Here is a 25002-nt window from a genome sequence, read left to right on the forward strand (position 1 = left end):
TTAATTGTTTTCGGTTATTTCGTTATTGTCTTTTGCCTTGATATCTGTTCCCAGCCTTTGCAGGTAGGCGATAAGGGCAACGATCTCACGGTTTCGCATTTCAACGAAATCCATATCATTTTCGGCCGCATATTTCTTGTCGGCTTCGTAAGTCTCGGCAAAATCGGGATCTGCGTAAAGGTTCTTTTCGATCTGGGTTCCCTGTTCGAGCATCCATTCCTGGGCTCGGTCAATCTCTTCCTGGGTATAAGGAACACCAAGCTGAACCATAGCTTCCATTTTAGCTTCGGTATCCGACTTGTCAAGCTCATCGGTAACCAGCCATTTGTAAGATGGCATAATAGAGCCTGATGAAGTGCTTTGAGGATCGTACATATGGTTGAGGTGCCAGTTGTCGGAATATTTACCTCCAACCCTTAGCAGGTCGGGCCCTGTACGTTTACTTCCCCAAAGGAAAGGGTGATCGTAAACGTATTCTCCCGATTTTGAATACTCCCCGTAACGTTCCACTTCACTTCGGAAAGGGCGAATCATTTGAGAGTGACAGGAAACACAGCCTTCTCTTATATAAATATCACGCCCTTCGAGTTCAAGAGGAGTATAAGGTTTCACGCTTGAGATCACAGGAACATATTCGTCTACCATCAGGGAAGGGATAATTTGTACTGCTCCTCCAATAAGGATAGCAATTGTTGCGTAAATGGTTAATTTAACCGGTCTTCTTTCCAGCCAGGTGTGGTAAGCTTCACCTGAAATACGTTTCGTGGTCACCCTTTGAAGAGGTGCAGACTCGGCAAGTTCATCCTCAACCTGAGATCCCTGGCGCACGGTCTTCACAATGTTATAAAGAAGGATAAATGTTCCGAAGATGTATAAACTTCCACCAATTGCTCTCATCCAGTACATTGGGATGATCTCGCTAACGGTTTCCAGGAAGTTACCGTAAACAAGGCTTCCGTCAGGATTGAACTGTTTCCACATAGAAGCCTGTACGAATCCGGCAACATACATAGGCAAAGCATACATAATAATACCCAGGGTTCCTATCCAGAAATGCGCATTGGCAAGTTTAACAGAATACAGTTTTGTTTTGAAAAGTCGCGGGACCAGCCAGTACACCATTCCGAAGGTCAGGAATCCGTTCCAGGCAAGCGCTCCTACGTGAACGTGAGCAATGATCCAGTCACTAAAATGAGCTATGGCATTCACGTTCTTAAGGGAAAGCATAGGGCCTTCAAAAGTGGCCATTCCGTAACCCGTAATAGCAACCACCATAAACTTAAGAACCGGGTCTGTTCGCACCTTATCCCAGGCGCCACGAAGGGTCAAAAGTCCGTTGATCATTCCTCCCCAGGAAGGGAAAAGCAGCATTACCGAAAAGGCAACTCCAAGGTTTTGTGCCCAATCCGGCAAAGCCGAATACAGCAGATGGTGAGGTCCTGCCCAGATATATATGAAGATCAGGGACCAGAAGTGAACTATAGAGAGACGATAGGAATATACCGGCCTGTTCGCAGCCTTAGGCACAAAATAGTACATAAGACCAAGAAATGGTGTGGTAAGGAAGAATGCTACGGCATTATGGCCATACCACCACTGTACCAACGCGTCCTGTACTCCTGCAAAAATAGAGTAACTCTTAAGTGCACTAACCGGAAGTTCCAGGTTATTTACGATATGGAGTACAGCTACGGTCACGAAGGTTGCCAGATAGAACCAGATCGCAACATATAAGTGACGTTGTCTCCTTTTAAGTATCGTTCCTATCAGGTTGATCCCAAAGGCCACCCATATAACCGCAATGGCAATATCAAAAGGCCATTCCAGTTCCGCATATTCTTTAGAAGTGGTAAAACCTAAGGGTAAAGTGATTGCAGCCCCAACTATAATAGCCTGCCAGCCCCAGAAGTTAAGATTACTTAAAAAGTCACTGAACATTCTGGCTTTGAGCAAGCGCTGGGTAGAGTAGTAAACTCCTGCAAAGATCGCATTTCCTACAAATGCAAAAATTACTGCGTTGGTATGCAATGGCCTTAATCTTCCGAAACTAAGCCAGGATATGCCCTCGGTCAGCCCCGGGAATAAAAACATAAAAGCCAGCAATAGACCAACCGACATTCCGATAATACCCCAGAACAAGGTCGCAATGGTAAACTTCTTTACGATCTTATTATCGTAATAAAACTGTTCTACTTCCATAATTAATTTGATTTCTCTTTAGTGGTGGATTCTTTTTTATTGGGTTTAGGTTTTACAATTTCATCGTCAAAAAGCATCCTTACCGAGGGTGTGTATACATCGTCATATTGGCCTTTTTTTACCGAGAAGATAAAGGCGAAAAAGAATACCAGTGCAACCAGTACGCTTAAGGCTAATAACAGGTAAATAATGTCCATTTTTGATGCTTGTTTAATATACTGGCAAACTTATTGGCCAGGCTTTCTTTAAAAAATGACCAGAGTCAGCTTTTGATGTTTATTTGTTTAATCTCTTACCTATGAAATGTGTGCTAATGCTTGTAAACACTACTATGCTTATAGAACTTACAGGCATAAGTATTGCAGCTATAACCGGCATCAGGTTGCCTGAAACGGCAAAACCAAGGCCTATAACATTATAACAGAGCGATAGTAAAAAGCTCCACTTTATGACGCTCATTCCTTTATGGCTTATTTTAAAAAAGCTGTCCAGATCACGGAACCTTGAAGCATCAAGAATCCCGTCACAGGCAGGGGAGAACACGTTTATGTTCTCGGAAACCGAAATGCCGACGTCACTTTGAGCTAAAGCCCCTGCATCATTAAGTCCGTCGCCAACCATCATCACTGTTTTTCCTTCTTTCTGAAGCCTTTTTATGAACTGCAGCTTGTCATCCGGCTTTTGATCGAATAAAAGTCCGGTGCCTTTTGGCAGCAACTGGCTTAGTCTTTCTCGTTCCCCGTCATTATCACCGGAAAGGATGTAAAGCTCTCTGTTCTCCTTCAGGTTTTTGAAGAGCTCTTCCAGCCCTTTTCTGTACTCATTCCTGAAGATGTAACAACCTTTGTAAGTATTGTTACTGCTTATGTGCACGCTTGTTTTGTTGACTTCCGAAATTTCAGCCATTGAAGTGTTTTTACCCTCCACGAATCCTGCTGAACCTATCTTTATGCTTTTATCTCTGGCTTTAGCTTCTATCCCTTTTCCGGTAGTTTCGGCAAAATCATCGAGGGTGCTGATGTTGTTCTTGTCCAGTATTTCATAAAGAGCGCGACTTAACGGGTGGTTTGAGGCTCTAAGACTACTGGTTAGGAGTTGTTCTTCCTCTTTATCAAGAGCTTCACCCAGGTAAGAGACTGAAGTTTTACTTCCTGTTGTTATTGTACCGGTCTTATCGAACACTATGCAGTCTATTTTTGCCATCTGCTCAATAACTCCGGCTTCTTTCAAATAAAGCTTATGTCGCCCGAAAATTCGTAACAGGTTGCCAAGGGTGAAAGGAGAGGCTAAAGCTATGGCACAGGGGCAGGCGATGATCAGGACCGCCGTAAATACGTTCAGGGCTTTTTCGGGATCGGTAATAAGCCAGAACAGGGTGGCTGAAAAAGCAATGCTTAGCACGCCCAATGTAAACCGTTTACTTATCTGGTTGATAAGCGTTTGAAAGGTGCTGCGTTTTTCTTTGCTGAAAACGTCGTCACTCCAAAGCTGCGTAAGATAGCTTTGGTCTATAGATTTATAGGCTTCTATTTCGATTGGCCCGCCTTGCTGCCTTCCTCCGGCATAAAGCCGTTCTCCCGATGCTTTACTTACGGCTTCAGCTTCTCCGGTCACGAAGCTGTAATCAATAAGAGCATTGCCGCTTATAAGCACGGCATCAATTGGAATAAGTTCGCCATTCCTTATCAGAATACGATCTCCTGCCTGGACTTCATAGACCTGCACCTGTTCTTCAATGCTCTTCTCTTCTTCTGAATCCTTTTTTAGCCGGGTTACTGCTATAGGAAAATAAGATTTGTAATCCCTTTCGAAAGACAAAAATGAATAGGTCTTTTGCTGAAAGAATTTACCCAGTAGTAAGAAGAATACCAGGCCGGTAAGGCTGTCGAAAAAGCCTGTGCCAAGGTTGAAAAGGATCTCTGTGGTACTTCTGATGAACAGGACGCTTATCCCAAGGGCAATAGGTACATCAATATTCAGCAATTTTGCCCTTAGGCCTTTATAGGCCGAGATGAAATAATCACTGCCGGAATAGAAGACTACCGGCAACGAGAAAAAGAACATCATCCATCTGAAAACATGTTTGAACTGATCCAGCCAGAATTCATCTACCTCGAAATATTCGGGAAAGGAAAGGAACATGACATTTCCAAATGCAAAACCTGCCACTCCCAGTTTATAAATAAGACTTCTGTCTACCTTGCTTTTCTTAGGTCCGAAGTCGTCAAGGGAAATGTAGGGCTCGTAACCAATTCTGCAAAGTAGATATACCAGCTCTTTCAGGCTTAGCTTATCTGATGAATAACTAATGCGTATAGTCTTCTTCGGGAAATTAACCTGGGAGGACTGAACCGCGGGGTGTAATTTATTTAGGTTTTCCAGGACCCAGATACAGGAACTGCAGTGAATTGAAGGGATAAAAAAAGAAACTATATTGATGTTGTTATCACTGAATTCCAGTAATTTCTCTTCAATGGCCTTATTGTCCAGAAAGTCGTATTTCCCTTCTGTGCTGTCCGGTGAAATGCCGGGAGACGTTTCAAGGTCATAATAGTACTGCAGGTCACTGGCGTCCAGTATCTCATAAACCGTCTTGCAGCCGTTGCAGCAGAACGATTTTTCATCAAAAGTAATTGTCCCGTTTTTGCACGGGTCACCACAGTGATAACATTTAGCCATTTTCCCCCTTTGAATTTTAAGCCCCAAAGATTCGGAATAAGAGACTGAAAAAATATGACTCAGGTCAGGTATTGGCAGATTCAGGTTATGAACCTATGCGTTATAATTAGGTTTAGTTCATAGCTTATTTCTGATAGACATTTATTTTTTGAGTGTTTTAAGGTAGAAATAGCCTAGCAAGCCGGCCAAAAGGGAAGCTGAAAAGATTCCGATCTTGGCCTGTATCAGGTAGGTTTCTTCTTCAAAAGCAAGATCGGTGATAAAGAGAGACATGGTGAAGCCTATGGCAGCTAAAAGTCCGGCTCCGTGAATATGTTTCCATTTAAGCCTTCTGGGCAGGCTTGAGATCCCTGTCCAGACCATAAGGCGGGTAAAGAGGATCACCCCGAATATTTTCCCGAATATGAGCCCCAGCCCAACTCCCAGGGTTACCGGGCTGTGCAGAAATGCCAGAGAGTCGGTATTAAAACTGATACCGGCATTGGCGAAAGCAAATAATGGGAGCACAACAAAGCTTACAAACGGATACAGGCTGTGTTCCAGCCTTTGCAGGGGTGCCGTGGCATCTTCAGTAAGCGAAGAAAATTTGCTAATGGTATTCGAGATATCTTCTTCTTTCCGGGTTTCTTCGGCCGGAGGTTTCTTAACCTGGCTCTTTATATGATAGGAAAGTAGTTTTGCCTTCCGAAGGAATAAAGACGTATTGATGCGTTTTCTGGTTGGGATCGCAAATGCTGCAAGAACTGCGGCTATAGTGGCGTGAACCCCTGAAAGCAATATGGCCAGCCACAGTCCTCCAATTCCCATTATCGCATAGAAAAGGGTATTCCTGATACCAATATAATTAGCGGTGATAAGGACAAAGAGAAAAAAGGCTCCGATCCCCAGACTGTCTAAGGAGATCTCGGAAGTATAGAAGACCGCGATCACCAGCACGGCTCCCAGGTCATCTGCAATGGCGATGGCTGTGAGAAACACCTTGAGGGAAAGTGGGACGCGGTCTCCTAAAAGGTAAAGAATACCAAGGGCGAAAGCGATATCGGTAGCCATTGGGATGCCCCAACCCGAGATGGCATCACTGCCACTATTGAAGGCCCAAAAAATGAGGGCAGGGAAGATCATTCCTCCAAGAGCGGCGGCAACAGGCAGAATGGCCTTCCTGACACTGGAAAGTTCGCCATGTAGCACTTCTTTTTTCAGTTCCAGACCGACCAGGAAAAAGAACATAGACATTAAACCATCGTTGATCCAATGGAGGAGGCTTTTGCTGATCTCATAATCTTCAACACCCAGGTAAATTTCCTGTTCCCAAAAGCTGTGGTAAAGTTCTTTTAGAGGAGAATTTGCAATAATAAGTGCGAGAATGGTTGCAGAGATAAGGCTAAGACCAACCGAAGTCTGTTTTTCGATAAAATTCTTTACGGGTAATATCAGGTAAAGATCCAGTGTAGACTTTTTCATCTTACGCAGTTGGTTTAATATGTTCTAAATTTAAAAGGCTTACTATCCATAAAATATGATAAGGGTCATTTTTGAAGGTTTAATTGGCTGGTACAGAAGATGCTTCAATAATCCGGTTTTTGTGGCGGGAATTAAATTCAATCATTTTCGGTATCTTTTGCCTGCTGAAACAGCATCGCTATGAAGGATAATTTTTCAACTAAATCTGAAGATTATGCAAAATTCCGCCCAGGATATCCCGCTGAAGTGTTTCGGTTTATTGAAAATCACTTAAGAAATAAAGAAAAGGCCTGGGACTGCGGAACGGGAAATGGCCAGGTTGCGGAAGCAGTCTCGGAATTTATGGAAAGGGTAGAGGCTACCGATATCAGCAGGCGGCAATTGGAAAATGCTGTTGCAAAACCGAATATTTATTATAGTAGGCAAAGCGCTGAGAAAACCAAATTCCCCGATGAGAGTTTCGATCTTGTCACTGTAGGGCAGGCGATACACTGGTTCAATTTTGATGAATTCTATGGCGAAGTAAAGAGGCTGCTCAAACCCGGCGGACTTATTGCTGTTTTAGGTTATTCTTTATTTAATTCCAATCCAGAGACCGATGAGGTAATCCTTAAATTTTACAAGGAGATCATCGGGCCCTTCTGGGACCCCGAAAGAAAGTATCTTGATGAGAAATATCAGAGCATTCCTTTTCCCTTCGATGAAATAGGTACTCCGCAATTTGAAAGTAAAGTGAGCTGGAGTTTTGAACATTTAATTGGTTACCTGAGGACCTGGAGTGCCGTAAAACATTATGAAAATTCAAAGAATCATAACCCCGTGGACCTGATTTCAGAAGAACTTTATAAAGCCTATGGGGATTACGGCGAGATCAGCTTCCCGATATTATTTCGCCTGGGAAGAAAATAAGACATCCTCAGATTACTTTTACGTGCTCAGGATTTTAAGACTGGGGAATTTGGCAACAGCTATCAGCATTTCGAATTTATTATTAAATTCGGCATTTTTTATTTTCCCGTGGAAACCTAGCCTTTGTCTTTATAAAGCTGTACCCGGCTACAAATTAAAGGATTATGGCATAAAATATGCTCCACGGCAGGACGTTATTAAGTGTGAAGATCAGATTTTAAAAAATTGAATATGAAAAAAATACAATTAGTTTTCTTTTTGTTTACCAGTCTGCTGGTTTTGCCGGTACAGGCACAGGAGCTTGAAAACAGCCAGTCGGTAACCGAACAGGTGTTACGGGAGTTGAACAGAGAGCGAACATTATTGAGTCAAAGCCTGGATTACAGGATCAGAGAAATTGACTCAAAGATCAGTAATCTGGATGAGAGTATTAAGAATTCAAATTCGGCTTCAGAGAAGGTAGAGAAACTCCTGGAACGCGTGAAATATCTCGAAGAGCGTCAGGAGGAAATAGATAAGAACACCATAAGTGTTTATAAATATAATTATAGTTCGGCGGTGCTGAACCTCGCATCTATGGAGCGTGAGATCAAGCCGCTTAATCTTTTTAATACTTCCCGGGAGTTCTATTCGACTCTGGACAGGGTGAGTAACCCGATGCACCACGAAGGTTACCAGGAGTGGTTCGGAACCTTTAAAGATTATATGAAGGAAGAGAAGGAAGACGATGCGAAGCTGGCGGCTTTAGACCATATTCTTAATGTAACCGGAGATCTTACCAAGGGGACCCCGTTTACAGGGATGTTTGCAGGAAGTCTTTTTGACGGAATAAGTATGTTTATTAATTCGCTGAATCGCAGGGACAGGGAGCTGAAAAAGGAGAGTATGGAAATGCTCAAACTCACTACCACTGTAGCTCAGTTCACTCACGATAAGGATCTGATAGAAACAGAGTGGGTGGCGATCAATAAAAGCCTGGAGGAACTTAAGGAGCTTCAGAATAAGGCCCTGAAGGAAAATTTACAGGATATTCTGGGGGTAGATGTGAAAGAATTCGAGGAGAAGTTCACCAACGAAACCGATGCTAAGAAACGTACGCAGTATATACTGGATATTTCTAAGATAGCCGAAAATAAGATCGTTGAAGAAAGAAATAAGAATCCTGAAAACTGGAAACAGGCCTATCACGATCAGATGTTGGCGGTACAGAATCTGAAGATTCGTTTTGGAAGTATTACTTTCAGAATACTTGAGAACCTTAACAAGTATGAGAAACTTATAGAAAAGTATAAGAATGATAAGTACCTGAAAGATGAAATGGTTCAGCTCGAACTAAAACTGGACATGGTAAGGAATAGTTTTGAGTCTACTTTTAATCCTCAGGAATATATCAAGGCTTCTAACGAGATGTATATAGTGGAGTAGAAGTTCTTTCTGCTATAGAAATACAGAAAAACCGGCAGAGGTTTATTAATTTCGTCATTCTGAACTTGTTTCAGGATCTCTGAGGAGCTGAAATAAATTCAGCTTGACGGTTTTTAGATAAACTCCTGCCGGTCTTTTTTTAAGAAATTAGCTCAAAACTCTGCTTAGCGATCTCCAGTTCCTCATTGGTAGGGATCACCAGCACCTTAACTTCTGAGTCTTGCAGGTTTATTTCTCTTATTTCCTTTGAACGGATGCTGTTCTTTTCTGCATCCAGTTTTATGCGGAAAAATTCCATTTCCCTGCATACCAACTCCCTGATCACACTGCTGTTCTCCCCAATTCCGGCGGTGAAAATAATGGCATCCAGCCCGTTCATAGCGGCAGCATAGCCCCCAATATATTTTTTGATCCGATAGGCATTCATTTCCAGCGCGAGCTTACATTGCCGGTTTCCGTTAGCCGCCTGATCTTCTATCTCTCTCAGGTCGCTATAGCCTGTAAGCCCCAGCATTCCACTTTTATTATGAAGAATATCGCTGACTTCCTGCGCCGTGTAGCCCAGGTGCTCGATCATATAAAAGATCACCGACTGGTCTATGTCTCCGCTTCGGGTACCCATAATAAGTCCGTTAACAGGACCAAAACCCAGGGAATGGTCTATGCTCTTTCCATTTTCCACCGCGGTGATGCTGCAACCGTTACCTAAATGGATACTTATGAGCTTGGAATTTTCCTTTTCAAGATATTTTATTGCTTTTTCGGTCACGTATTTATGGCTGGTCCCGTGAAAGCCGTATAACTGAATTTTTTCATCCTGAGAGAGTTTCACGGGAATGGCAAACTGACTGGCTTTTGAAGGAATGCTTCTGTGAAAGGCAGTGTCGAATACCGCGATCTGGACCGCACCGGGGAAAATGCTTTCGGCAACCTCGATCCCGTTCAGGTTTGGCGGATTATGCAGGGGGGCCAGGGAAAACAAACGTTTAATTTCAGATTTTACCTTATCATCTATAATTATGGTATCGGAAAAGGTATCTCCGCCGTGAACCACCCGGTGGCCTATCGCAGAAATGTCTGAAGCTTCTTCAATCACCCCTTTTTCAGTATCCATCAATAGTTTGGTGATTTCTTTTAAGGCTACTTCGTGATTTGGTGCATCTATAGTTTTTGAGACCGCATGCTCTCCTGTCTTATAATGCAGTTTCGCTTCCAGAAGCCCTATTCTTTCTACCATTCCTGAGGCCAGTACTTCCTCGGCCGGCATTTTTATCAATTGGAACTTAAGGGAAGAACTCCCTGAGTTTATAACTAATATATTCTTCATTGCTGTAAATTAAATTCCTTGCGCCTGTATGGCTGTTAGTATTACCGTGTTATAGACATCGTCTACCGTGCATCCGCGGCTAAGGTCATTAACCGGTTTGTTAAGGCCCTGGAGCATTGGTCCTATGGCTAAGGCCCCGGTTTCCCTTTGGACGGCTTTATAGGTGTTGTTCCCGGTGTTAAGATCGGGGAAAATAAGCAGGTTTGCCTGTCCCGCCACCTCAGAATCGGGAAGTTTACTCTTTCCAATGGTGATATCTACCGCCGCGTCGTACTGAATTGGCCCCTCGATCTTAAGGTCCGGACGTTTTGTTTTCACGATCTCGGTGGCCTGTCTTACGCGGTCCACATCTTCTCCTTTTCCGGAAGTTCCTGAAGAGTAGGAAAGCATCGCGATCTTTGGTTCAATTCCGAAGGCGACACAGCTTTCTGCGGAAGAAATGGTGATCTCTGCAAGCTCTTCGGCAGTTGGGTTAGGGTTGATGGCACAATCGCCGAAAACAGAAACCCTGTCTTCAAGACACATGAAGAAAACCGAGGATACCACTGAAACTCCGGGTTTGGTCTTGATAAACTGTAATGCCGGCCTAATGGTATGTTGGGTGGTATGAGCCGCCCCGGAAACCATTCCATCCGCGTGTCCTTTATAGACCATCATCGTTCCGAAATAGGAAACATCGGTCATCCAGTCTCTGGCAATGTCCATATTTGCGCCTTTATGCTTTCTTAATTCGTAAAAGGTTTTTACATAATCCTCAAAATGTTCAGATTTGGTAGGATTGATGATATTCACCCTGTCGAAGTCAAGATTAAGCCCAAGATTCATCACTTTCTTCTTGATTATTTCTTCGTCCCCAAGCAGGGTGATATTCACCAGGTCCATAGCAATAAGCCTGGCTGCTGCGGTAAGGATCCTTTCGTCTGTACCTTCTGGAAGTACAATGTGTTTCTTGCTTTCCTGAGCTTTTTTCACCAGGCTGTACTGGAACATACGCGGTGTGATGCCGTGCGGTTCAAAATTGATAAGTTTTTCCACTAACGGATCAAAACTCACATAACGTTCAAAAGTACTGATGGTAGTCTGTATCTTCTGAATACTATCAGCATAAATATTAGATTTGATGGCACCTACTTTATTGGTTACCTGAAAGGTTCCTTCTTTCACCGATATAATAGGAACAATTTGAGACAGTCCTTCTATAAGTTTTATGATAGGCTCTTCGGGAGTAAGACCTCCGGTTAGAATAATTCCGGAGATACGAGGATAATTGCTGGAGATATTTGCCTGCAGCGCACCTAAAATAATATCGGCCCGGTCTCCGGGAGTGATCACCAGGGTTTCATTTCTAAGGGTTGGAAGATAATTGCGCAATTGCATAGCACCAACGCCGAAATTCCCCGTCTGGTTATTTAAAAACTCCTGCCCGAAAAGGATCCTGCCTTCAAGAGCAGATACGACCTCCTTAATGGTTGGATTGGAAAGGGTCTCTATTAAAGGAATGGCAAAAACGTCTATTTTGCCCGGGATGAACTTCCTTATGTTTTGCTCGGCCTGACCCAGGTTTTCTTCCTGCATCTTATTGCTAACCATAGCCATTACATCCACATCCCTGTCTACAAAAGCGTTATAAGCCATTTGAAGGTTCCCGAGATGTTCTTCCCAAGTTTTATGCTCCCCACTGGCTATAATAATCACCGGGATCCCAAGGTTCTTGGCGATGAGCACATTCACATCGAATTCGAAGACACTGCCTTCGCCTGAAAAGTCACTTCCTTCTACCAGAACAAAGTCATATTCTTCTTCGAGTTTTTTGTATTTGCGAATGATGGTATCAATGATCTCACCCGATTTACCTTCATTTCGTTTTTGAATGATCTCACTTCTGGTGAAGGCATAAGCATCTTTGTAAGGAAGGTTGAGATCAAAATAACTGATTATCGTATCTATATGATTGTCCCTTTCATCTTTTGGGACATCATCTATAATTGGCCTGAAGTAGCCTACTTTTACGGTCTTTCCCAGCAGGGTCCGCATTAAACCGAGGGAGACCATAGATTTACCACTGTGGGGCTCCAGAGTGGCGATATAAATTCCTTTGTTCATAGTTGTAATATTCTGCGTGCAAAATTAAGGCTATTTAAAGGTACAGAAATTCAGCCAGAGGTTAAATTAAGGTAAAACTGACGAAGATCAGGATTTATGCTTTAAGAGTATAAAAGAAAGGAATCCGGGTTTCACAAAGCTTTCCTGCCGGTTACCGTTACCTTATCCCAAAGGCTTTAGAATATTATTTAGGAAAATCTTAACTGTTTATAAATGCCTGATTATTATATTAATACAGGTTTTAAAAAACCATTTACGATTCCCCACTTCCCAAATTTCGCATAGGCGAATCCCTTTGAACTCAATGCTGCTTTAAATTTTTATAACCAATTTAATTCTGTTCGATTATGAAAAAGTTAGCCTTTTTTATTGCCTTTTTAGTGTCCACAGGTCTGTATGCGCAAAAGATCGCAAAACCCGATGCGCCACCTCAAAAAATTGTAACCGATGAATATCACGGGGTTAAGGTCGAGGATCCGTATCGATATATGGAAGATCTTAAAGATCCTAAGGTTATTAACTGGATGAAGGAGAATACCAATTATGCTGAAGCCGTACTCAATAAGATACCCGGGAAAGAGGAAATGCTTGCGAAGATGAGGGAGCTGGACGGCAGAACCGCTGCAAGGATCTATAATTTGAAAATGAGCGATAATGATGATTATTATTATTTGCTTCAGAAGCCGGAAGATGAAAAAGGAAAACTTTACTACAGTAAAGGCTATGAAGGAGAGGAAAAACTATTGTTCGAGCCCGATAATTATAAATCAGATTCTGACGGGTCTTATTCAATACTAGGACTTTTTCCTGATAACGAAGGAGAGAAAATAGCGATAATTCTTGCGCCGGATGGGTCTGAAAACGGGGAAATGATAATCCTGAACAGGCAGGGGGAAAGGCTTCAGGATCAGCTCGACCTTGTAGACTATGTGTCCTGGCTTAAGGATGATAATAGCCTGGTATATACCAAACTGAATTCTGCAGACTTAACTGATAAGAACAGGCAGCTGAACTTAAAAAGTTATATACATAAATTGGGAGATGAGCAGGCTAAGGATAAAGTTGTTTTTTCATCTGCCAATAACTCCGATCTTAATATAAAGCCTGAAGAAATTCCTTTGGTTTTCTACGATAAAGATGCCGATAAATTACTGGGGCTCGTGGTGACCGTGAATAAAGCCCTTAAACTTTATATGGCTGAACCCGGAGATATGAATAATATTTCCTGGAAACAACTGACTTCTGCCGATGATAAAGTGGAAGACTTCAGTTTATCTTCAAATCATATTTATTACAAAACCTTTAAAAATGCGCCTAATTTCAAAATAATGATGGCCGGGCTTGATAAGCCGGCATTTGAAAATGCTGAATTATTGGTTGATTCTCCTGAGGAAGGACCGATCAATGATTTTGAAATTTCCAGGGACGGAATTTTTTATGTAGTGAAATCTAACGGGGTGGAAGCTAAGGTATATTTTCAGCCGAAAGGACAGCAAAATGCAAAGCAGTTAGAGCTTCCGTTTACTGCCGGTAGTGCGTCATTAGCCACTAAGGGAAGTAAATTCGGTGATGTCTGGGTTACCATTTCTGGATGGACCTCGCCAGCTAAAAGATATATGTATGATCCTTCAACTGATAACTTTAAATTTCAGCCTTTATCAACCCCTGCTGAATACCCGGAATTAGATGATCTGGTGGCTAAAGAAGTAATGGTGACTTCTCACGACGGGGTGAAAGTGCCTGTATCGATATTACACAAAAAAGGGATCAAAATGGACGGTTCCAACCCGGTAATGATGTATGGTTACGGTTCTTATGGTGCAACTATTGGTCCGTTCTTTAGTCCGTTGTTATTGGCATACACCTTATATGACGGAATTTTTGTTGTACCTCACGTTCGAGGAGGCGGCGAATTAGGTGACGACTGGCACAGGGCCGGGCAAAAGCTCAACAAGCCCAATACCTGGAAAGATGCCATCGCAGCCGCGGAATACCTGATAGATGAAGGTTATACTTCTTCTGAGAAATTATCCATTTTTGGAGGCAGTGCGGGTGGAATTTTTGTAGGACGAGCGATCACCGAAAGACCAGATCTTTTTGGAGCAGCGAGCCCTCAGGTGGGAGCTATGAATACCGTAAGAATGGAAGAAACACCAAACGGACCAGTGAATGCTCCTGAATTCGGGACAGTAAAAGACCCAGAAGAATTTAAGGGATTGCTGGAGATGGATTCCTACCTTCATATTGAAGACGGAACAAAATATCCTGCAACCCTTGTAACGGGTGGAATGAACGATCCGCGCGTGAGCGCCTGGGAACCGGCGAAGTTTGCGGCCAGGTTACAGGCAGCAAATGCTTCAGACGAACCAATTCTATTATTGACCGATTTTGGAAGCGGACACGGGATAGGCGATACCAAGACAAAAAGGCTTGAGAATTTCGCCAATACCTTCTCCTTCTTTTACTGGCAGGCGGGGCATCCTAAGTTTCAGCCTACACAGGAAATGGGAAGTAAATAAAAAGAAAGGACCAACCAGAATGTTCAGCGTTCTTACTTTGGTAAGAGCGCTGAATTATTTTAGAAGAAACCGAAAGATTTTGTCCAGGGATCATCACCCTTAAAAAGGCTTTATTTCGGCATTACTTAATTCCTTGATCTCAGGCTTGGTTTTCATAACTAATAACTATATTTGCAGCCGCAAAAACACTGCAATAAATTATATTATATGAAAGCCGGAATTGTAGGATTACCTAATGTTGGGAAATCGACCTTATTCAACTGTTTGTCTAACGCCAAGGCACAGAGTGCAAACTTTCCTTTTTGTACAATTGAGCCTAACATTGGCGTTGTGAACGTACCAGATCCCAGACTTCAAAAACTGGAAGAATTGGTGAATCCGGAGCGTGTGATCCCGGCCACAGTAGAGATAGTGGATATTGCAGGGCTGGTTAAAGGTGCCAGTAAAGGAGAAGGTCTTGGGAACCAGTTTCTTGGAAACATAAGGGAGACCGATGCCATTCTTCACGTTTTGCGTTGTTTTGAGAATGATAATATTGTGCACGTAGACGGGTCTATAGATCCGCTAAGGGATAAGGAAACTATAGACATGGAGCTTCAGCTGAAAGATCTCGAGACTACAGAAAAAAAACTTGATAAGGTAAAGCGTGCTGCAAAAACGGGAAACAAGGAAGCTCAGAAAGAGGAGGCTGCTTTACTTAAAGTGAAGGAAGGTCTGGAAGCCGGAAAATCTGTCCGCGCTATAGATCTTACCGAAGACGAAAGAAAGGAATTCATTAAGCCGCTTCAGTTCATTACCGATAAGCCGGTGATGTATGTTTGCAATGTAAATGAAGATGCTGCGGCTACCGGGAATGAGCACGTAGAAAGGGTTAAGGAAGCCGTAAAGGATGAGAATGCTGAGGTTTTAGTGCTTGCCGTAGGGACCGAAGCCGATATTACAGAACTTGACGATTTCGAAGAGCGCCAGATGTTCCTTCAGGATATAGGCCTTGATGAACCGGGATCTGCAAAACTTATTCGCGGAGCATACAACCTTCTTGATCTTCAAACTTATTTTACAGCGGGAGAGAAAGAGGTGAGAGCCTGGACTATCCCTGTAGGTTCTACAGCTCCCCAGGCAGCGGGAGTGATCCACACCGACTTTGAAAAAGGATTCATCAGGGCCGAGGTGATCGCTTACGATGATTTTGTAGGCTACGGCAGTGAAGCCAAAGTTAAGGAAGCCGGGAAAATGCGCGTTGAAGGAAAGGAATATATCGTAAAAGACGGAGACGTGATGCACTTCAGGTTTAACGTATAAACCCGTTTTATTAGGGGTTTCGGGTATGGCGATGACCTGCCTGATTGGCTAATTTTACATTACAACTAACTTAAAAATGTAATGTGATGTATGTAGAAAGTCCATCCCCAAAAGAAAAGAGACAGCATTTTTTTATTTTTTCCTGCAGTTTAGCCTTTATTTTTTGTCTGCTTAATTCAGGTCTGGTGTTAGCACAGTCTGAAGAGGCCGGGAATCGCTATGAATCAGTGCTTGTGCCTTATGCCGTAATAGAAAAACCGCCGGCATTTCCGGGTTGCGAAGGTCTTGAACCGGGAGAGGCTGTAAAAAAGTGTACTTCAGAAAAGATTAGCGGTTTCGTAAATAAAAATTTCGATACTGGCATAGCGAAACAGCTGGGGCTTAGCGGGGTGAACCGCGTTATTGTTCAGTTTAAAATTGATGAGAACGGAGAGATCACCGATATAAGGGTAAGGGCTCCGCATCCAAAGCTGGAAGAAGAAGCAAGGAGAGTTACTGATGCCTTACCGAATATGCTTCCCGGGAAACAGCGGGGTAAAACCGTGGGGACAATGTATTCCCTGCCGATAGTTTTTAAGGTGAATTAAGCTGAATTCATAAATTTTCATTTCCGGTAATAGCTTATTTTTGCATCGAAATTTGATGAAAATCAATTCTTTTAACATTTGTTCCTAAATCTTTGTTAATTACTTTGTGCGTGCGGGGTTTTGACTTTGCACGGTATATATTATATTAGCGACAAACTCCATTTACTACTTATGAGCCAGGATACGAAGTATACCGAAGATAATATCCGGTCATTAGACTGGAAAGAACATATCAGGATGCGGCCCGGGATGTACATCGGGAAGCTTGGTGATGGTTCCAGCCACGATGACGGAATTTACATTCTCCTTAAAGAGGTCTTAGACAACTCCATTGACGAATTCGTAATGGGGTCTGGAAAGACCATCGAAATTTCAGTTCAGAACCAACGGGTGATCGTTCGGGACTACGGACGTGGAATTCCTTTGGGGAAAGTGGTGGACGTAGTATCAAAAATGAATACCGGAGGTAAGTATGATACCCGGGCGTTTAAGAAATCGGTTGGACTTAATGGAGTTGGTACCAAAGCGGTTAATGCCCTGTCGTCTTATTTCAGGGTAGAGTCTACAAGAGACGGGAAATCCCGCTCTGCGGAGTTTGAGCAGGGAAACCTGGTAAATGAAGAAGAGCTTGACGAGACGTCAAGACGTCGCGGGACCAAGGTGACTTTTATTCCGGATGAGGTTATCTTCAAAAACTTCAAATACCGTAATGAGTATATCGAGAAAATGCTCAAGAATTATGTGTATCTGAATCCGGGACTTACCATAATTTATAACGGGGAAAAATTTTATTCTGAAAACGGTTTAAAAGACCTGTTGGGAGACAGCATACATGAAGATGATCGCTTATACCAGATCATTCATATGCGCGGAAACGATATTGAAGTAGCCTTAACCCATAGCCGGTCTCAGTATAGTGAAGAATACCATTCTTTTGTGAACGGGCAGAACACTTCGCAGGGAGGTACGCACCTGGCGGCTTTCAGGGAATCTGTGGTGAAGACCATAAGGGAATTCTACGGCAAGAATTACGAGGCTACAGATATTCGTAAGTCTATCGTGGCAGCTATTAGTATTAAGGTAATGGAACCTGTATTTGAAAGCCAGACCAAGACCAAACTTGGTTCCACAGATATGGGTGGCGATCTGCCAACGGTGAGAACTTACATCAACGATTTTGTAAAGACCAACCTTGACAATTACCTGCATAAGAATCCTGAAACTGCCGAACAGTTACACCGCAAAATTCTTCAGGCAGAAAGAGAAAGAAAAGATCTTTCAGGGATCAGGAAACTTGCCAAAGAAAGAGCTAAAAAGGCCAGCCTTCACAATAAAAAGCTCAGGGATTGTCGTATTCATTTGGGAGACAGTAAAAAAGAGCGTTACCTGGAAACCACCCTGTTTATCACCGAGGGTGATTCTGCAAGTGGTTCGATCACCAAGTCCAGGGATGTGAACACACAGGCGGTTTTCAGTTTAAAGGGGAAACCTTTGAATAGCTATGGGCTCAGCAAAAAAATTGTTTATGAAAACGAGGAATTCAACCTGTTGCAGGCGGCTCTTAATATTGAAGAGTCTATGGAAGACCTGCGTTATAACAATATTGTGATCGCAACCGATGCCGATGTGGACGGAATGCACATCAGATTATTGCTTATCACCTTTTTTCTCCAGTTCTTTCCGGAGCTGATCAAGGAAAACCATCTTTATATTTTACAAACTCCGCTTTTCAGAGTCCGTAATAAAAAGGAGACTATCTACTGCTACAGTGAGATGGAAAGAAAGCAGGCGGTAAATAAATTAAAAGGCAAGGTGGAAATCACCCGATTTAAAGGTTTAGGTGAGATTTCACCTGATGAATTCCAGCATTTTATTGGGGAGGATATTCGCCTTGACCCGGTAATGCTTGACAAGGATAAATCTATAGAAGAAATGCTCAATTTCTATATGGGCAAGAATACTCCGGACAGGCAGGAATTCATTATAGATAACCTCAAAGTTGAACTCGATTTAGTAGAAGAACTTGGAGTATGAGGTTTACCAACAGATCTGAAATAAAAATAATCCCTTCAATTTACATCGTACTGGTGGCGGTCTTTATCACCAATGTCTTTGTGAATATCGAGCTAATGAATTCTGATACGGAACAGGAAATGGGGTTCAGCCATTACCTGCCTAATATTATGGTGTTATTACTCGGGGTTTATGTACATAAGATCGGTCAGTCTTTTGATTTTGACAGTGACGGTGAAACCCTCAATTTTAAGAACAACGGAGTCTTCTTTTCAAAATTTATGGAATACAGGGTGAAGAAAGCCGAGTTTCCGAAACGGAAGCTGGCGAAATTCCGGTTCACCAACTACGGAATTTATTCGTCCTTAACTATTTACATAAGTTCCAGAAGAAGACGAGGATATAAAAAGTATACGTTTAACACTACTTTTTTAAGCAGAAAGAAAAAGAGAGGCCTTATAGCCTCGCTTAATAATGTAGTAGCCAAGAATAACCAAACTGCCTAATGGAAGAAAACCAAGAAGGAGCTCAGGAAGAACAATTTGAAAAGCCCAAGGAAGAGTTGATCCGGGTAACCGGGATGTATAAAGACTGGTTTCTCGATTATGCTTCTTATGTGATATTGGAACGTGCGGTGCCGGCAATTGAAGATGGTTTCAAGCCCGTGCAGCGCCGTATTATGCATTCTATGAAAGATCTGGATGATGGTCGCTATAACAAAGTGGCTAATATCGTGGGACATACGATGCAATATCACCCTCACGGAGACGCCAGTATAGGAGATGCTATGGTGCAGATAGGCCAGAAAGATATACTTATTGATACCCAGGGGAACTGGGGAAATGTTTTGACCGGTGACCGTGCTGCGGCCCCGCGTTATATTGAGGCCAGGCTGTCAAAATTCGCCCTGGAGGTTCTTTATAATCCCAAGCTTACCGAATGGCAGCTTTCTTACGATGGCCGTAAAAAAGAACCGGTAAACCTGCCTGTGAAATTCCCTCTACTGCTGGCACAGGGGGCTGAAGGGATTGCAGTTGGTTTGAGTACAAGGTTACTTCCGCATAACTTTAATGAACTTATAGATGCTTCCATAAAGCACCTTAAGGGAAAGAAATTTACCTTATACCCCGATTTTCCTACCGCCGGAATCGCCGATGTTTCCAATTATAATGATGGAAAGAGGGGCGGAAGAGTACGAATAAGGGCTAAGATCAGTCAGTATGACAAAAATATACTGGCAATCACTGAAATTCCTTTCGGAACAACTACTTCCAGTCTTATTGACTCTATTCTGAAGGCGAATGACAAGGGAAAGATCAAGATCAAGAAAATCGAAGATAATACTGCGGCTGAAGTTGAGATCCTGATCCATCTTCCGAATAATATTTCGCCCGACAGGACCATAGATGCGCTTTATGCTTTTACCTATTGTGAAAATTCGGTTTCTCCCCTGGGATGTGTGATTATAGATAATAAACCGGTGTTTCTTGGGGTTTCTGAGATATTGAGGAGATCTACAGACCATACGCTTCATTTACTGAAGAGGGAACTGGAGATCACCCTTGAAGAACTGGAAGAGCAATGGCATTTTTCTTCGCTCGAAAGAATATTTATCGAAAACCGTATCTATCGTGAGATAGAGGAAGAAGAAACCTGGGAAGGAGTGATCAAGGCCATAGATGAAGGTCTTAAGCCACACATCACACATCTGAAACGCGATGTGACTGAAGAGGACATCATCAGGCTTACCGAGATCCGCATTAAGAGAATCTCAAAATTCGATATCGATAAGGCTCAACAAAAGATCGAAGCCCTGGAAGGAGATATCGCCAAGGTGAAGCATCATCTGGATCACCTGGTAGATTATGCCGTAGATTATTTTAAGAAACTGAAGAAGGATTACGGGGCAGATAAGGACCGTAGGACCGAACTTCGCTTATTTGATGATATTGAGGCGACCAAGGTGGTGATAAGAAATACCAAACTTTATGTGAACCGTAAAGAAGGTTTTATCGGGACCTCCCTTAAAAAGGACGAATATGTTACTGATTGTAGTGACATAGACGATGTAATCTGTTTCACTGCAGATGGTAAAATGATGGTCACCAAGGTGGATACCAAAACCTTTATTGGGAAAGATATTATTCACGTTGCCATTTTCAAGAAAAAGGATAAGCGTACCATTTATAATATGATCTATCGCGACGGGAAAGCCGGGAATACTTATGTGAAGCGATTCGCGGTGACTTCGGTTACGCGGGACAGGGAATATGACCTCACTCAGGGCAAAAAAGATTCTAAAGTCTTGTATTTCACCTCAAATCCTAATGGAGAGGCTGAAGTAGTAAGCGTGTTCCTGAGACAGGTGGGAAGTATAAGGAAGGTGAAGTTCGATGTAGATTTTGCCGATATCCTTATAAAAGGAAGAAATGTAAAAGGAAATATCGTTACCAAATATTCGGTTAAGCGAATTGAGTTGAAGGAAGAAGGAGTTTCCACATTGAAGCCACGCCGTATCTGGTTTGATGATACCGTGAAGAGACTTAATGTTGATGGCAGGGGAGAGCTGCTAGGGGAATTCAGAGGTGAAGACAGACTGCTGATCATTACCCAGGACGGAATTGCTAAAACCATAGTTCCGGAGCTTACCACAAGATTTGACGATGAGATGATAGTTCTAGAAAAATGGTCTCCAAAAAAGCCAATTTCGGCTATTTACTGGGAAGCTGAAAAAGAACGTTATTACGTGAAGCGCTTCCTTATAGAAAATCCTGATAAGGAAGAAAAGTTCATCAGCGAAAGTGAAAATTCTTACCTGGAAGTGGTTTCAACCGATTATCTGCCTGTTGCTGAAGTGGTCTTCAATAAACAAAGAGGGAAAGAGCAACGGCCAAATGAAGAAGTCAACCTTGAAGAGTTTATTTCGGTTAAAGGAATAAAAGCCCTCGGAAATCAGCTGACCACCGAAAAGGTTAAACAAATCAATTTGCTGGACCCCTTGCCTTATGAAGAAGAAAAGGAAGTTCCTGCTGAAGATATTGAAGTTGTAGATGAAGAAAGTGTAGAAGATTCCGAGAATACAGAGAAGAAGGGTAAATCCAGTTCCGAAAGTCAGGGATCTTTATTTGACGAGTAATGGGATTAATTAAGGAATTCAAGGAGTTTGCAATTAAAGGGAATATGGTCGATATGGCCGTGGGTATTATAATTGGTACCGCCTTTAATAAAGTGGTAGATGTCCTGGTGAAGCAGGTGATCCTGCCACCCTTAAGTCTTCTTACTAACGGAATTCAGTTTGCCGACAAGAAGATAGTACTTCGTGAAGGCATTGCTGCCGTAGAAGGACAGCGTCCTGCGATAGAAGAGATCGCTATTGGCTATGGCGCTTTGATAGAAGCCTTGCTGGATTTTCTCATCATAGGCTTTACGATCTTTATTGTAGTGCGGCTAATGAACCGTTTCCGTAAGAAAGCTGAAGATCCCAAGAACAAGACCGAAGTTACTCCCAAGGATATCGAATTACTTTCCAATCTCAACGAGCTGATGGAGGAGCAGAATAAATTGCTAAGGGAAAAATCCGGGCTTAATTAGAAATTATTCCACCTTGGTTACAGATCCGCGCTCCTTGCGGTCCTGGCCAACCACACCATATTCAAAAGTATAGCCATTCTTATCTGTGGTAAGGATCTTAATATGCAGCGGTTTTTCTTCCTGCATATTCTTAGGATTAAGATTCTTTAAAATATACTCACAGTCATTGATCCATCTTACCGAAGAAGTATCGGTTTCGTCCTGGAAAATATCTATTTCTATGGAATCGTTCCTGATGAACTTTGAAGAGACTAACTCGCCGTTCAGGTAAGTCTTAAACTCAAAGGTGCCGGTCCTGAAATCCTTACATTTTCTTTCCGGTTGAAAACAGCCGCTTAATAGAAGCACACTTGCTATTAGAAAAGGAATTTTTCGCATAGCACAAAATAAAGCCTTTTCAATTTAAATTTCAATTCTCGAAAGCGTCAAATGTTCCATCCTCATAAAAAATAACAATCTTCCTGATATTTTTCCCCAGGCTTTGTGTTTGAGGAAAAGGCGCCGATGTAGTTTCTTTTTTCTCCTGGGGAAGTTGCGGAGGGGGAGATTGAAAGTTTCTTTGGGCAGGGATTTCCTGAGCGGGTCTTGGAGAAGGAACCGGTTCCTGATTTTTACTCTCCTCCGGAAAATTTCCTTTTCCATTCAATAACCAGTAAAGTTCCACTTCAGGAAAAGTCTTCACAACTTTCATCACAAAATCCAGACTTGGCTTATTTCTTCCGGAGAGAATATGAGAAATGGAGGAGCGGCCAACTTCAATTTTATCAGCGAATGAAGCAGCCGAGAGATCATAAAAATCAAGGATTTTATGCAGCCTTTTGGCGAATTTTTCAGTGTTTACCATTGTGAACTCAGGTATTGGTTTTAACCTGTTACAAATGTAAACAAACCCAATGTATAATCAAAATTACATTTGTAAACTACACTTTAGTGTCATAAACATAAACTTCAGATAGATATATATAATTAATTGAAAAACAATAGTATAAAACATTAAAAATAAATCTTAGGATATTTTCCAAGCTTCTATGTTACAGCAGTATACAAGGGGTTTACAAATGTACACAGATGAGTAGTTTTAGATTGTTTACAAATGTGAAATTTGTAATGTTTACTTTTGTGAACATGGAAAATCACTCAGCAAAACTGATGTCGTTATTTGACCAATATGAAAGCCTGAAAGATGACCGCCTTTTGGGCAGATACATTTCTTATAAACATCTTGAGCCATTACTTGAAGATTTAAAAAAACATACGGAGGTGTCCCGGATTGGGGAATCTGTTTTAGGTAAACCTATACATCTAATAAAGATCGGTTCGGGGAAAATAAAGCTGCTTGCCTGGTCTCAGATGCACGGAAATGAGTCTACGACCACTAAGGCCGTTTTTGATGTGCTGAACGCTTTTATTCGCTTAAAGGGAAAGGAGGAATTCGTAGATGAGATTCTTCGTCAATGTTCTATACATATTATTCCTATGCTTAATCCGGACGGGGCAGAGGGATATACACGTGTAAATGCTAACCAGGTTGACCTTAACAGGGATGCGGCAGAGATGAAAGAGCCTGAGACCAGGGTCCTGAGAGCGGAATTTGACGAGTTCAAACCTGACTTTTGCCTTAATCTTCATGATCAGCGAACTATTTTTAACGTTGGTAATACTCCTAAGCCTGCTACACTATCCTTTTTAACCCCCTCACGAGATAGGGAAAGGACTGTGACGGCAGACAGGCTTAAAAGTATGCAGGTGGTGTCTGTGATTAATAAAGATCTCCAGGGCGTTCTGGATGGTATGATCGGGAGGTACGACGATGCTTTTAATATTAACTGCACGGGAGATACGTTTCAGTCCCAGGGCGTGCCTACCATACTATTTGAGGCAGGGCACTATCCGGAGGATTATGAGAGGGAAATTACCAGGAAATATGTTTTTATGGCGCTTTTTTCCGCTTTAAATGCTGTTTCAGCGGGTTCCTACAAGAAGGAGAATGGGGAGTCTTATTTCAGCATCCCCGAAAATGGAAAGCTTTTCAATGATGTGATCCTTCGGGAGGCAGCACTTGAAAATGGTGTGTTTGATGTCGCTCTTCAGTTTAAGGAGGTTTTGAAAGAAGATAAGGTGGATTTTGTTCCGATAGTGGAAAAGATAGAGTTGAAAATTGAAAAATTTGGTCATCGGGAAATAGTTTGTGGTAAAAAGAAAATAAGTTTGCCGGATGAAAAAAGACTTACCGAAAACGTTGTAGTTAATAAAATAGTCTTAAATGATACGATTTTGGGGGTTAAAAGTGAATAATTCTCAAAATATCTATCAATAATTCAATGATTTTGTATTAATTTTGAACTTCATATAAATAAAGAAGTTTGAAAAATGGCCAAGTTTAAATTAGACGAAACAGATCATCAGATACTTGATATGCTTATCGAGAACACGAGAACCCCGTTCACCGATATAGCTAAGAAATTGCTAATTTCTGCCGGCACGGTACACGTGCGAGTTAAGAAGATGGAGGAAGCAGGGATAATCACCGGGTCTTCATTAACCCTGGATTATAAAAAACTGGGTTATGCATTTATTGCTTATGTGGGAGTGTTTCTTAAAAATACTTCACAGACCAAATTTGTGCTGGAGCGCATAAATGAAATTCCCTTCGTTACCGTTGCTCACGTAACCACAGGCAAGTTTAATGTATTCTGTAAGGTGAGAGCTCGTAACACTCAGCACGCCAAAGAAATAATATTTCAATTAGACGATATCGAAGGCGTTTACAGAACCGAAACGATGATCTCTTTAGAGGAGAGCATCAACGACAAAAAACGTCTTATGCATTCTATTTTTAAAGAGATGTAGTTATCCTAAACTTTTACTAAAAACCCTTTAAGCTCTT

19 protein-coding genes are annotated in these 25002 nt (G+C 42.2%); 11 read left to right on the forward strand and 8 right to left on the reverse strand.

Annotation, left to right across the window (positions count from 1 at the left end; translation table 11 throughout):
• From ccoN to nhaA, 4 genes are all read right to left on the reverse strand, one after another.
• Positions 1-2199, reverse strand: a complete 2199-nt coding sequence (gene ccoN / locus ACFQ3Q_RS08600) for a cytochrome-c oxidase, cbb3-type subunit I (RefSeq protein ID WP_380744850.1) — start codon at positions 2197-2199, stop codon at positions 1-3.
• A 2-nt stretch (positions 2200-2201) separates the two neighbouring features.
• Positions 2202-2396, reverse strand: coding sequence for a cbb3-type cytochrome oxidase assembly protein CcoS (gene ccoS / locus ACFQ3Q_RS08605; RefSeq protein WP_380744852.1), 195 nt, complete (start codon positions 2394-2396; stop codon positions 2202-2204).
• A 79-nt stretch (positions 2397-2475) separates the two neighbouring features.
• The gene (locus ACFQ3Q_RS08610) at positions 2476-4878 is read right to left on the reverse strand and encodes a heavy metal translocating P-type ATPase (protein ID WP_380744854.1); all 2403 of its coding nucleotides are present in this window, start codon (positions 4876-4878) and stop codon (positions 2476-2478) included.
• A 141-nt stretch (positions 4879-5019) separates the two neighbouring features.
• Positions 5020-6339 (reverse strand): Na+/H+ antiporter NhaA, encoded by a 1320-nt coding sequence (gene nhaA / locus ACFQ3Q_RS08615; protein WP_380744856.1) that lies wholly within the window; start codon positions 6337-6339, stop codon positions 5020-5022.
• A gap of 180 nt (positions 6340-6519) precedes the next feature.
• Between nhaA and ACFQ3Q_RS08620 the strand changes: the two genes are divergently transcribed.
• Both ACFQ3Q_RS08620 and ACFQ3Q_RS08625 read left to right on the forward strand, forming a co-directional pair.
• Complete coding sequence (locus ACFQ3Q_RS08620; protein WP_380744857.1) at positions 6520-7248, forward strand: class I SAM-dependent methyltransferase; 729 nt, start codon at positions 6520-6522, stop codon at positions 7246-7248.
• A gap of 231 nt (positions 7249-7479) precedes the next feature.
• Positions 7480-8673, forward strand: coding sequence for a hypothetical protein (locus ACFQ3Q_RS08625; protein WP_380744859.1), 1194 nt, complete (start codon positions 7480-7482; stop codon positions 8671-8673).
• A gap of 139 nt (positions 8674-8812) precedes the next feature.
• On the opposite strand, the gene ACFQ3Q_RS08630 is transcribed toward ACFQ3Q_RS08625, so the two are convergent.
• Together ACFQ3Q_RS08630 and pta are read right to left on the reverse strand one after the other, a co-directional pair.
• A complete protein-coding gene (locus tag ACFQ3Q_RS08630; RefSeq protein WP_380744861.1) occupies positions 8813-10000 on the reverse strand; it encodes an acetate/propionate family kinase in 1188 nt (395 codons plus the stop codon).
• Positions 10001-10009: 9 nt separating this feature from the next.
• Positions 10010-12103 (reverse strand): phosphate acetyltransferase, encoded by a 2094-nt coding sequence (gene pta / locus ACFQ3Q_RS08635; RefSeq protein WP_380744862.1) that lies wholly within the window; start codon positions 12101-12103, stop codon positions 10010-10012.
• Positions 12104-12450: 347 nt separating this feature from the next.
• Here pta and ACFQ3Q_RS08640 point away from each other — a divergent pair, with 347 nt between their 5' ends.
• The 7 genes from ACFQ3Q_RS08640 to mscL all read left to right on the forward strand — a co-directional run bounded on the left by ACFQ3Q_RS08640 (position 12451) and on the right by mscL (position 22115).
• The gene (locus ACFQ3Q_RS08640) at positions 12451-14622 is read left to right on the forward strand and encodes a prolyl oligopeptidase family serine peptidase (RefSeq protein WP_380744864.1); all 2172 of its coding nucleotides are present in this window, start codon (positions 12451-12453) and stop codon (positions 14620-14622) included.
• A gap of 207 nt (positions 14623-14829) precedes the next feature.
• A complete protein-coding gene (gene ychF / locus ACFQ3Q_RS08645; protein WP_380744866.1) occupies positions 14830-15924 on the forward strand; it encodes a redox-regulated ATPase YchF in 1095 nt (364 codons plus the stop codon).
• Positions 15925-16109: 185 nt separating this feature from the next.
• Positions 16110-16511: an energy transducer TonB gene (locus ACFQ3Q_RS08650; RefSeq protein ID WP_380744868.1), complete on the forward strand. Its 402-nt coding sequence runs from the start codon at positions 16110-16112 to the stop codon at positions 16509-16511.
• Between the two features lie 171 nt (positions 16512-16682).
• Positions 16683-18545 (forward strand): DNA topoisomerase IV subunit B, encoded by a 1863-nt coding sequence (locus tag ACFQ3Q_RS08655; RefSeq protein ID WP_380744870.1) that lies wholly within the window; start codon positions 16683-16685, stop codon positions 18543-18545.
• Entirely contained in the window at positions 18542-19030 is a 489-nt protein-coding gene (locus ACFQ3Q_RS08660; protein WP_380744871.1) for a hypothetical protein, read from the forward strand. Before ACFQ3Q_RS08655 ends, ACFQ3Q_RS08660 begins: the two co-directional genes overlap by 4 nt.
• A complete protein-coding gene (locus tag ACFQ3Q_RS08665; protein ID WP_380744873.1) occupies positions 19030-21660 on the forward strand; it encodes a DNA gyrase/topoisomerase IV subunit A in 2631 nt (876 codons plus the stop codon). The genes ACFQ3Q_RS08660 and ACFQ3Q_RS08665 overlap by 1 nt, the downstream gene beginning before the upstream one ends.
• Positions 21660-22115: a large-conductance mechanosensitive channel protein MscL gene (mscL, locus tag ACFQ3Q_RS08670; protein ID WP_380744875.1), complete on the forward strand. Its 456-nt coding sequence runs from the start codon at positions 21660-21662 to the stop codon at positions 22113-22115. The genes ACFQ3Q_RS08665 and mscL overlap by 1 nt, the downstream gene beginning before the upstream one ends.
• Before the next feature lie 3 nt (positions 22116-22118).
• Here the strand turns inward: mscL and ACFQ3Q_RS08675 are convergent, their stop codons facing one another.
• Together ACFQ3Q_RS08675 and ACFQ3Q_RS08680 are read right to left on the reverse strand one after the other, a co-directional pair.
• Positions 22119-22493: a DNA topoisomerase IV gene (locus tag ACFQ3Q_RS08675; protein ID WP_380744877.1), complete on the reverse strand. Its 375-nt coding sequence runs from the start codon at positions 22491-22493 to the stop codon at positions 22119-22121.
• Between the two features lie 31 nt (positions 22494-22524).
• Positions 22525-22959 (reverse strand): helix-turn-helix domain-containing protein, encoded by a 435-nt coding sequence (locus ACFQ3Q_RS08680; RefSeq protein WP_380744879.1) that lies wholly within the window; start codon positions 22957-22959, stop codon positions 22525-22527.
• A gap of 305 nt (positions 22960-23264) precedes the next feature.
• Between ACFQ3Q_RS08680 and ACFQ3Q_RS08685 the strand changes: the two genes are divergently transcribed.
• Positions 23265-24410 (forward strand): M14 family zinc carboxypeptidase, encoded by a 1146-nt coding sequence (locus ACFQ3Q_RS08685; protein WP_380744880.1) that lies wholly within the window; start codon positions 23265-23267, stop codon positions 24408-24410.
• 75 nt (positions 24411-24485) lie between these two features.
• Positions 24486-24965 (forward strand): Lrp/AsnC family transcriptional regulator, encoded by a 480-nt coding sequence (locus ACFQ3Q_RS08690; RefSeq protein ID WP_380744882.1) that lies wholly within the window; start codon positions 24486-24488, stop codon positions 24963-24965.
• Positions 24966-25002 lie beyond the last annotated feature (37 nt).

Origin of the sequence: Salegentibacter chungangensis (assembly GCF_042678405.1) — a bacterium.
GTDB lineage: Bacteria > Bacteroidota > Bacteroidia > Flavobacteriales > Flavobacteriaceae > Salegentibacter_A > Salegentibacter_A chungangensis.

Coding starts and splice junctions, on each gene's coding strand:
- ccoN (WP_380744850.1), bottom strand. CDS start 2,199: ATGGAAGTAGAACAGTTTTATTACGATAATAAGATCGTAAAGAAGTTT.
- ccoS (WP_380744852.1), bottom strand. CDS start 2,396: ATGGACATTATTTACCTGTTATTAGCCTTAAGCGTACTGGTTGCACTG.
- ACFQ3Q_RS08610 (WP_380744854.1), bottom strand. CDS start 4,878: ATGGCTAAATGTTATCACTGTGGTGACCCGTGCAAAAACGGGACAATT.
- nhaA (WP_380744856.1), bottom strand. CDS start 6,339: ATGAAAAAGTCTACACTGGATCTTTACCTGATATTACCCGTAAAGAAT.
- ACFQ3Q_RS08620 (WP_380744857.1), top strand. CDS start 6,520: ATGAAGGATAATTTTTCAACTAAATCTGAAGATTATGCAAAATTCCGC.
- ACFQ3Q_RS08625 (WP_380744859.1), top strand. CDS start 7,480: ATGAAAAAAATACAATTAGTTTTCTTTTTGTTTACCAGTCTGCTGGTT.
- ACFQ3Q_RS08630 (WP_380744861.1), bottom strand. CDS start 10,000: ATGAAGAATATATTAGTTATAAACTCAGGGAGTTCTTCCCTTAAGTTC.
- pta (WP_380744862.1), bottom strand. CDS start 12,103: ATGAACAAAGGAATTTATATCGCCACTCTGGAGCCCCACAGTGGTAAA.
- ACFQ3Q_RS08640 (WP_380744864.1), top strand. CDS start 12,451: ATGAAAAAGTTAGCCTTTTTTATTGCCTTTTTAGTGTCCACAGGTCTG.
- ychF (WP_380744866.1), top strand. CDS start 14,830: ATGAAAGCCGGAATTGTAGGATTACCTAATGTTGGGAAATCGACCTTA.
- ACFQ3Q_RS08655 (WP_380744870.1), top strand. CDS start 16,683: ATGAGCCAGGATACGAAGTATACCGAAGATAATATCCGGTCATTAGAC.
- ACFQ3Q_RS08660 (WP_380744871.1), top strand. CDS start 18,542: ATGAGGTTTACCAACAGATCTGAAATAAAAATAATCCCTTCAATTTAC.
- ACFQ3Q_RS08665 (WP_380744873.1), top strand. CDS start 19,030: ATGGAAGAAAACCAAGAAGGAGCTCAGGAAGAACAATTTGAAAAGCCC.
- mscL (WP_380744875.1), top strand. CDS start 21,660: ATGGGATTAATTAAGGAATTCAAGGAGTTTGCAATTAAAGGGAATATG.
- ACFQ3Q_RS08675 (WP_380744877.1), bottom strand. CDS start 22,493: ATGCGAAAAATTCCTTTTCTAATAGCAAGTGTGCTTCTATTAAGCGGC.
- ACFQ3Q_RS08680 (WP_380744879.1), bottom strand. CDS start 22,959: ATGGTAAACACTGAAAAATTCGCCAAAAGGCTGCATAAAATCCTTGAT.
- ACFQ3Q_RS08685 (WP_380744880.1), top strand. CDS start 23,265: ATGTCGTTATTTGACCAATATGAAAGCCTGAAAGATGACCGCCTTTTG.
- ACFQ3Q_RS08690 (WP_380744882.1), top strand. CDS start 24,486: ATGGCCAAGTTTAAATTAGACGAAACAGATCATCAGATACTTGATATG.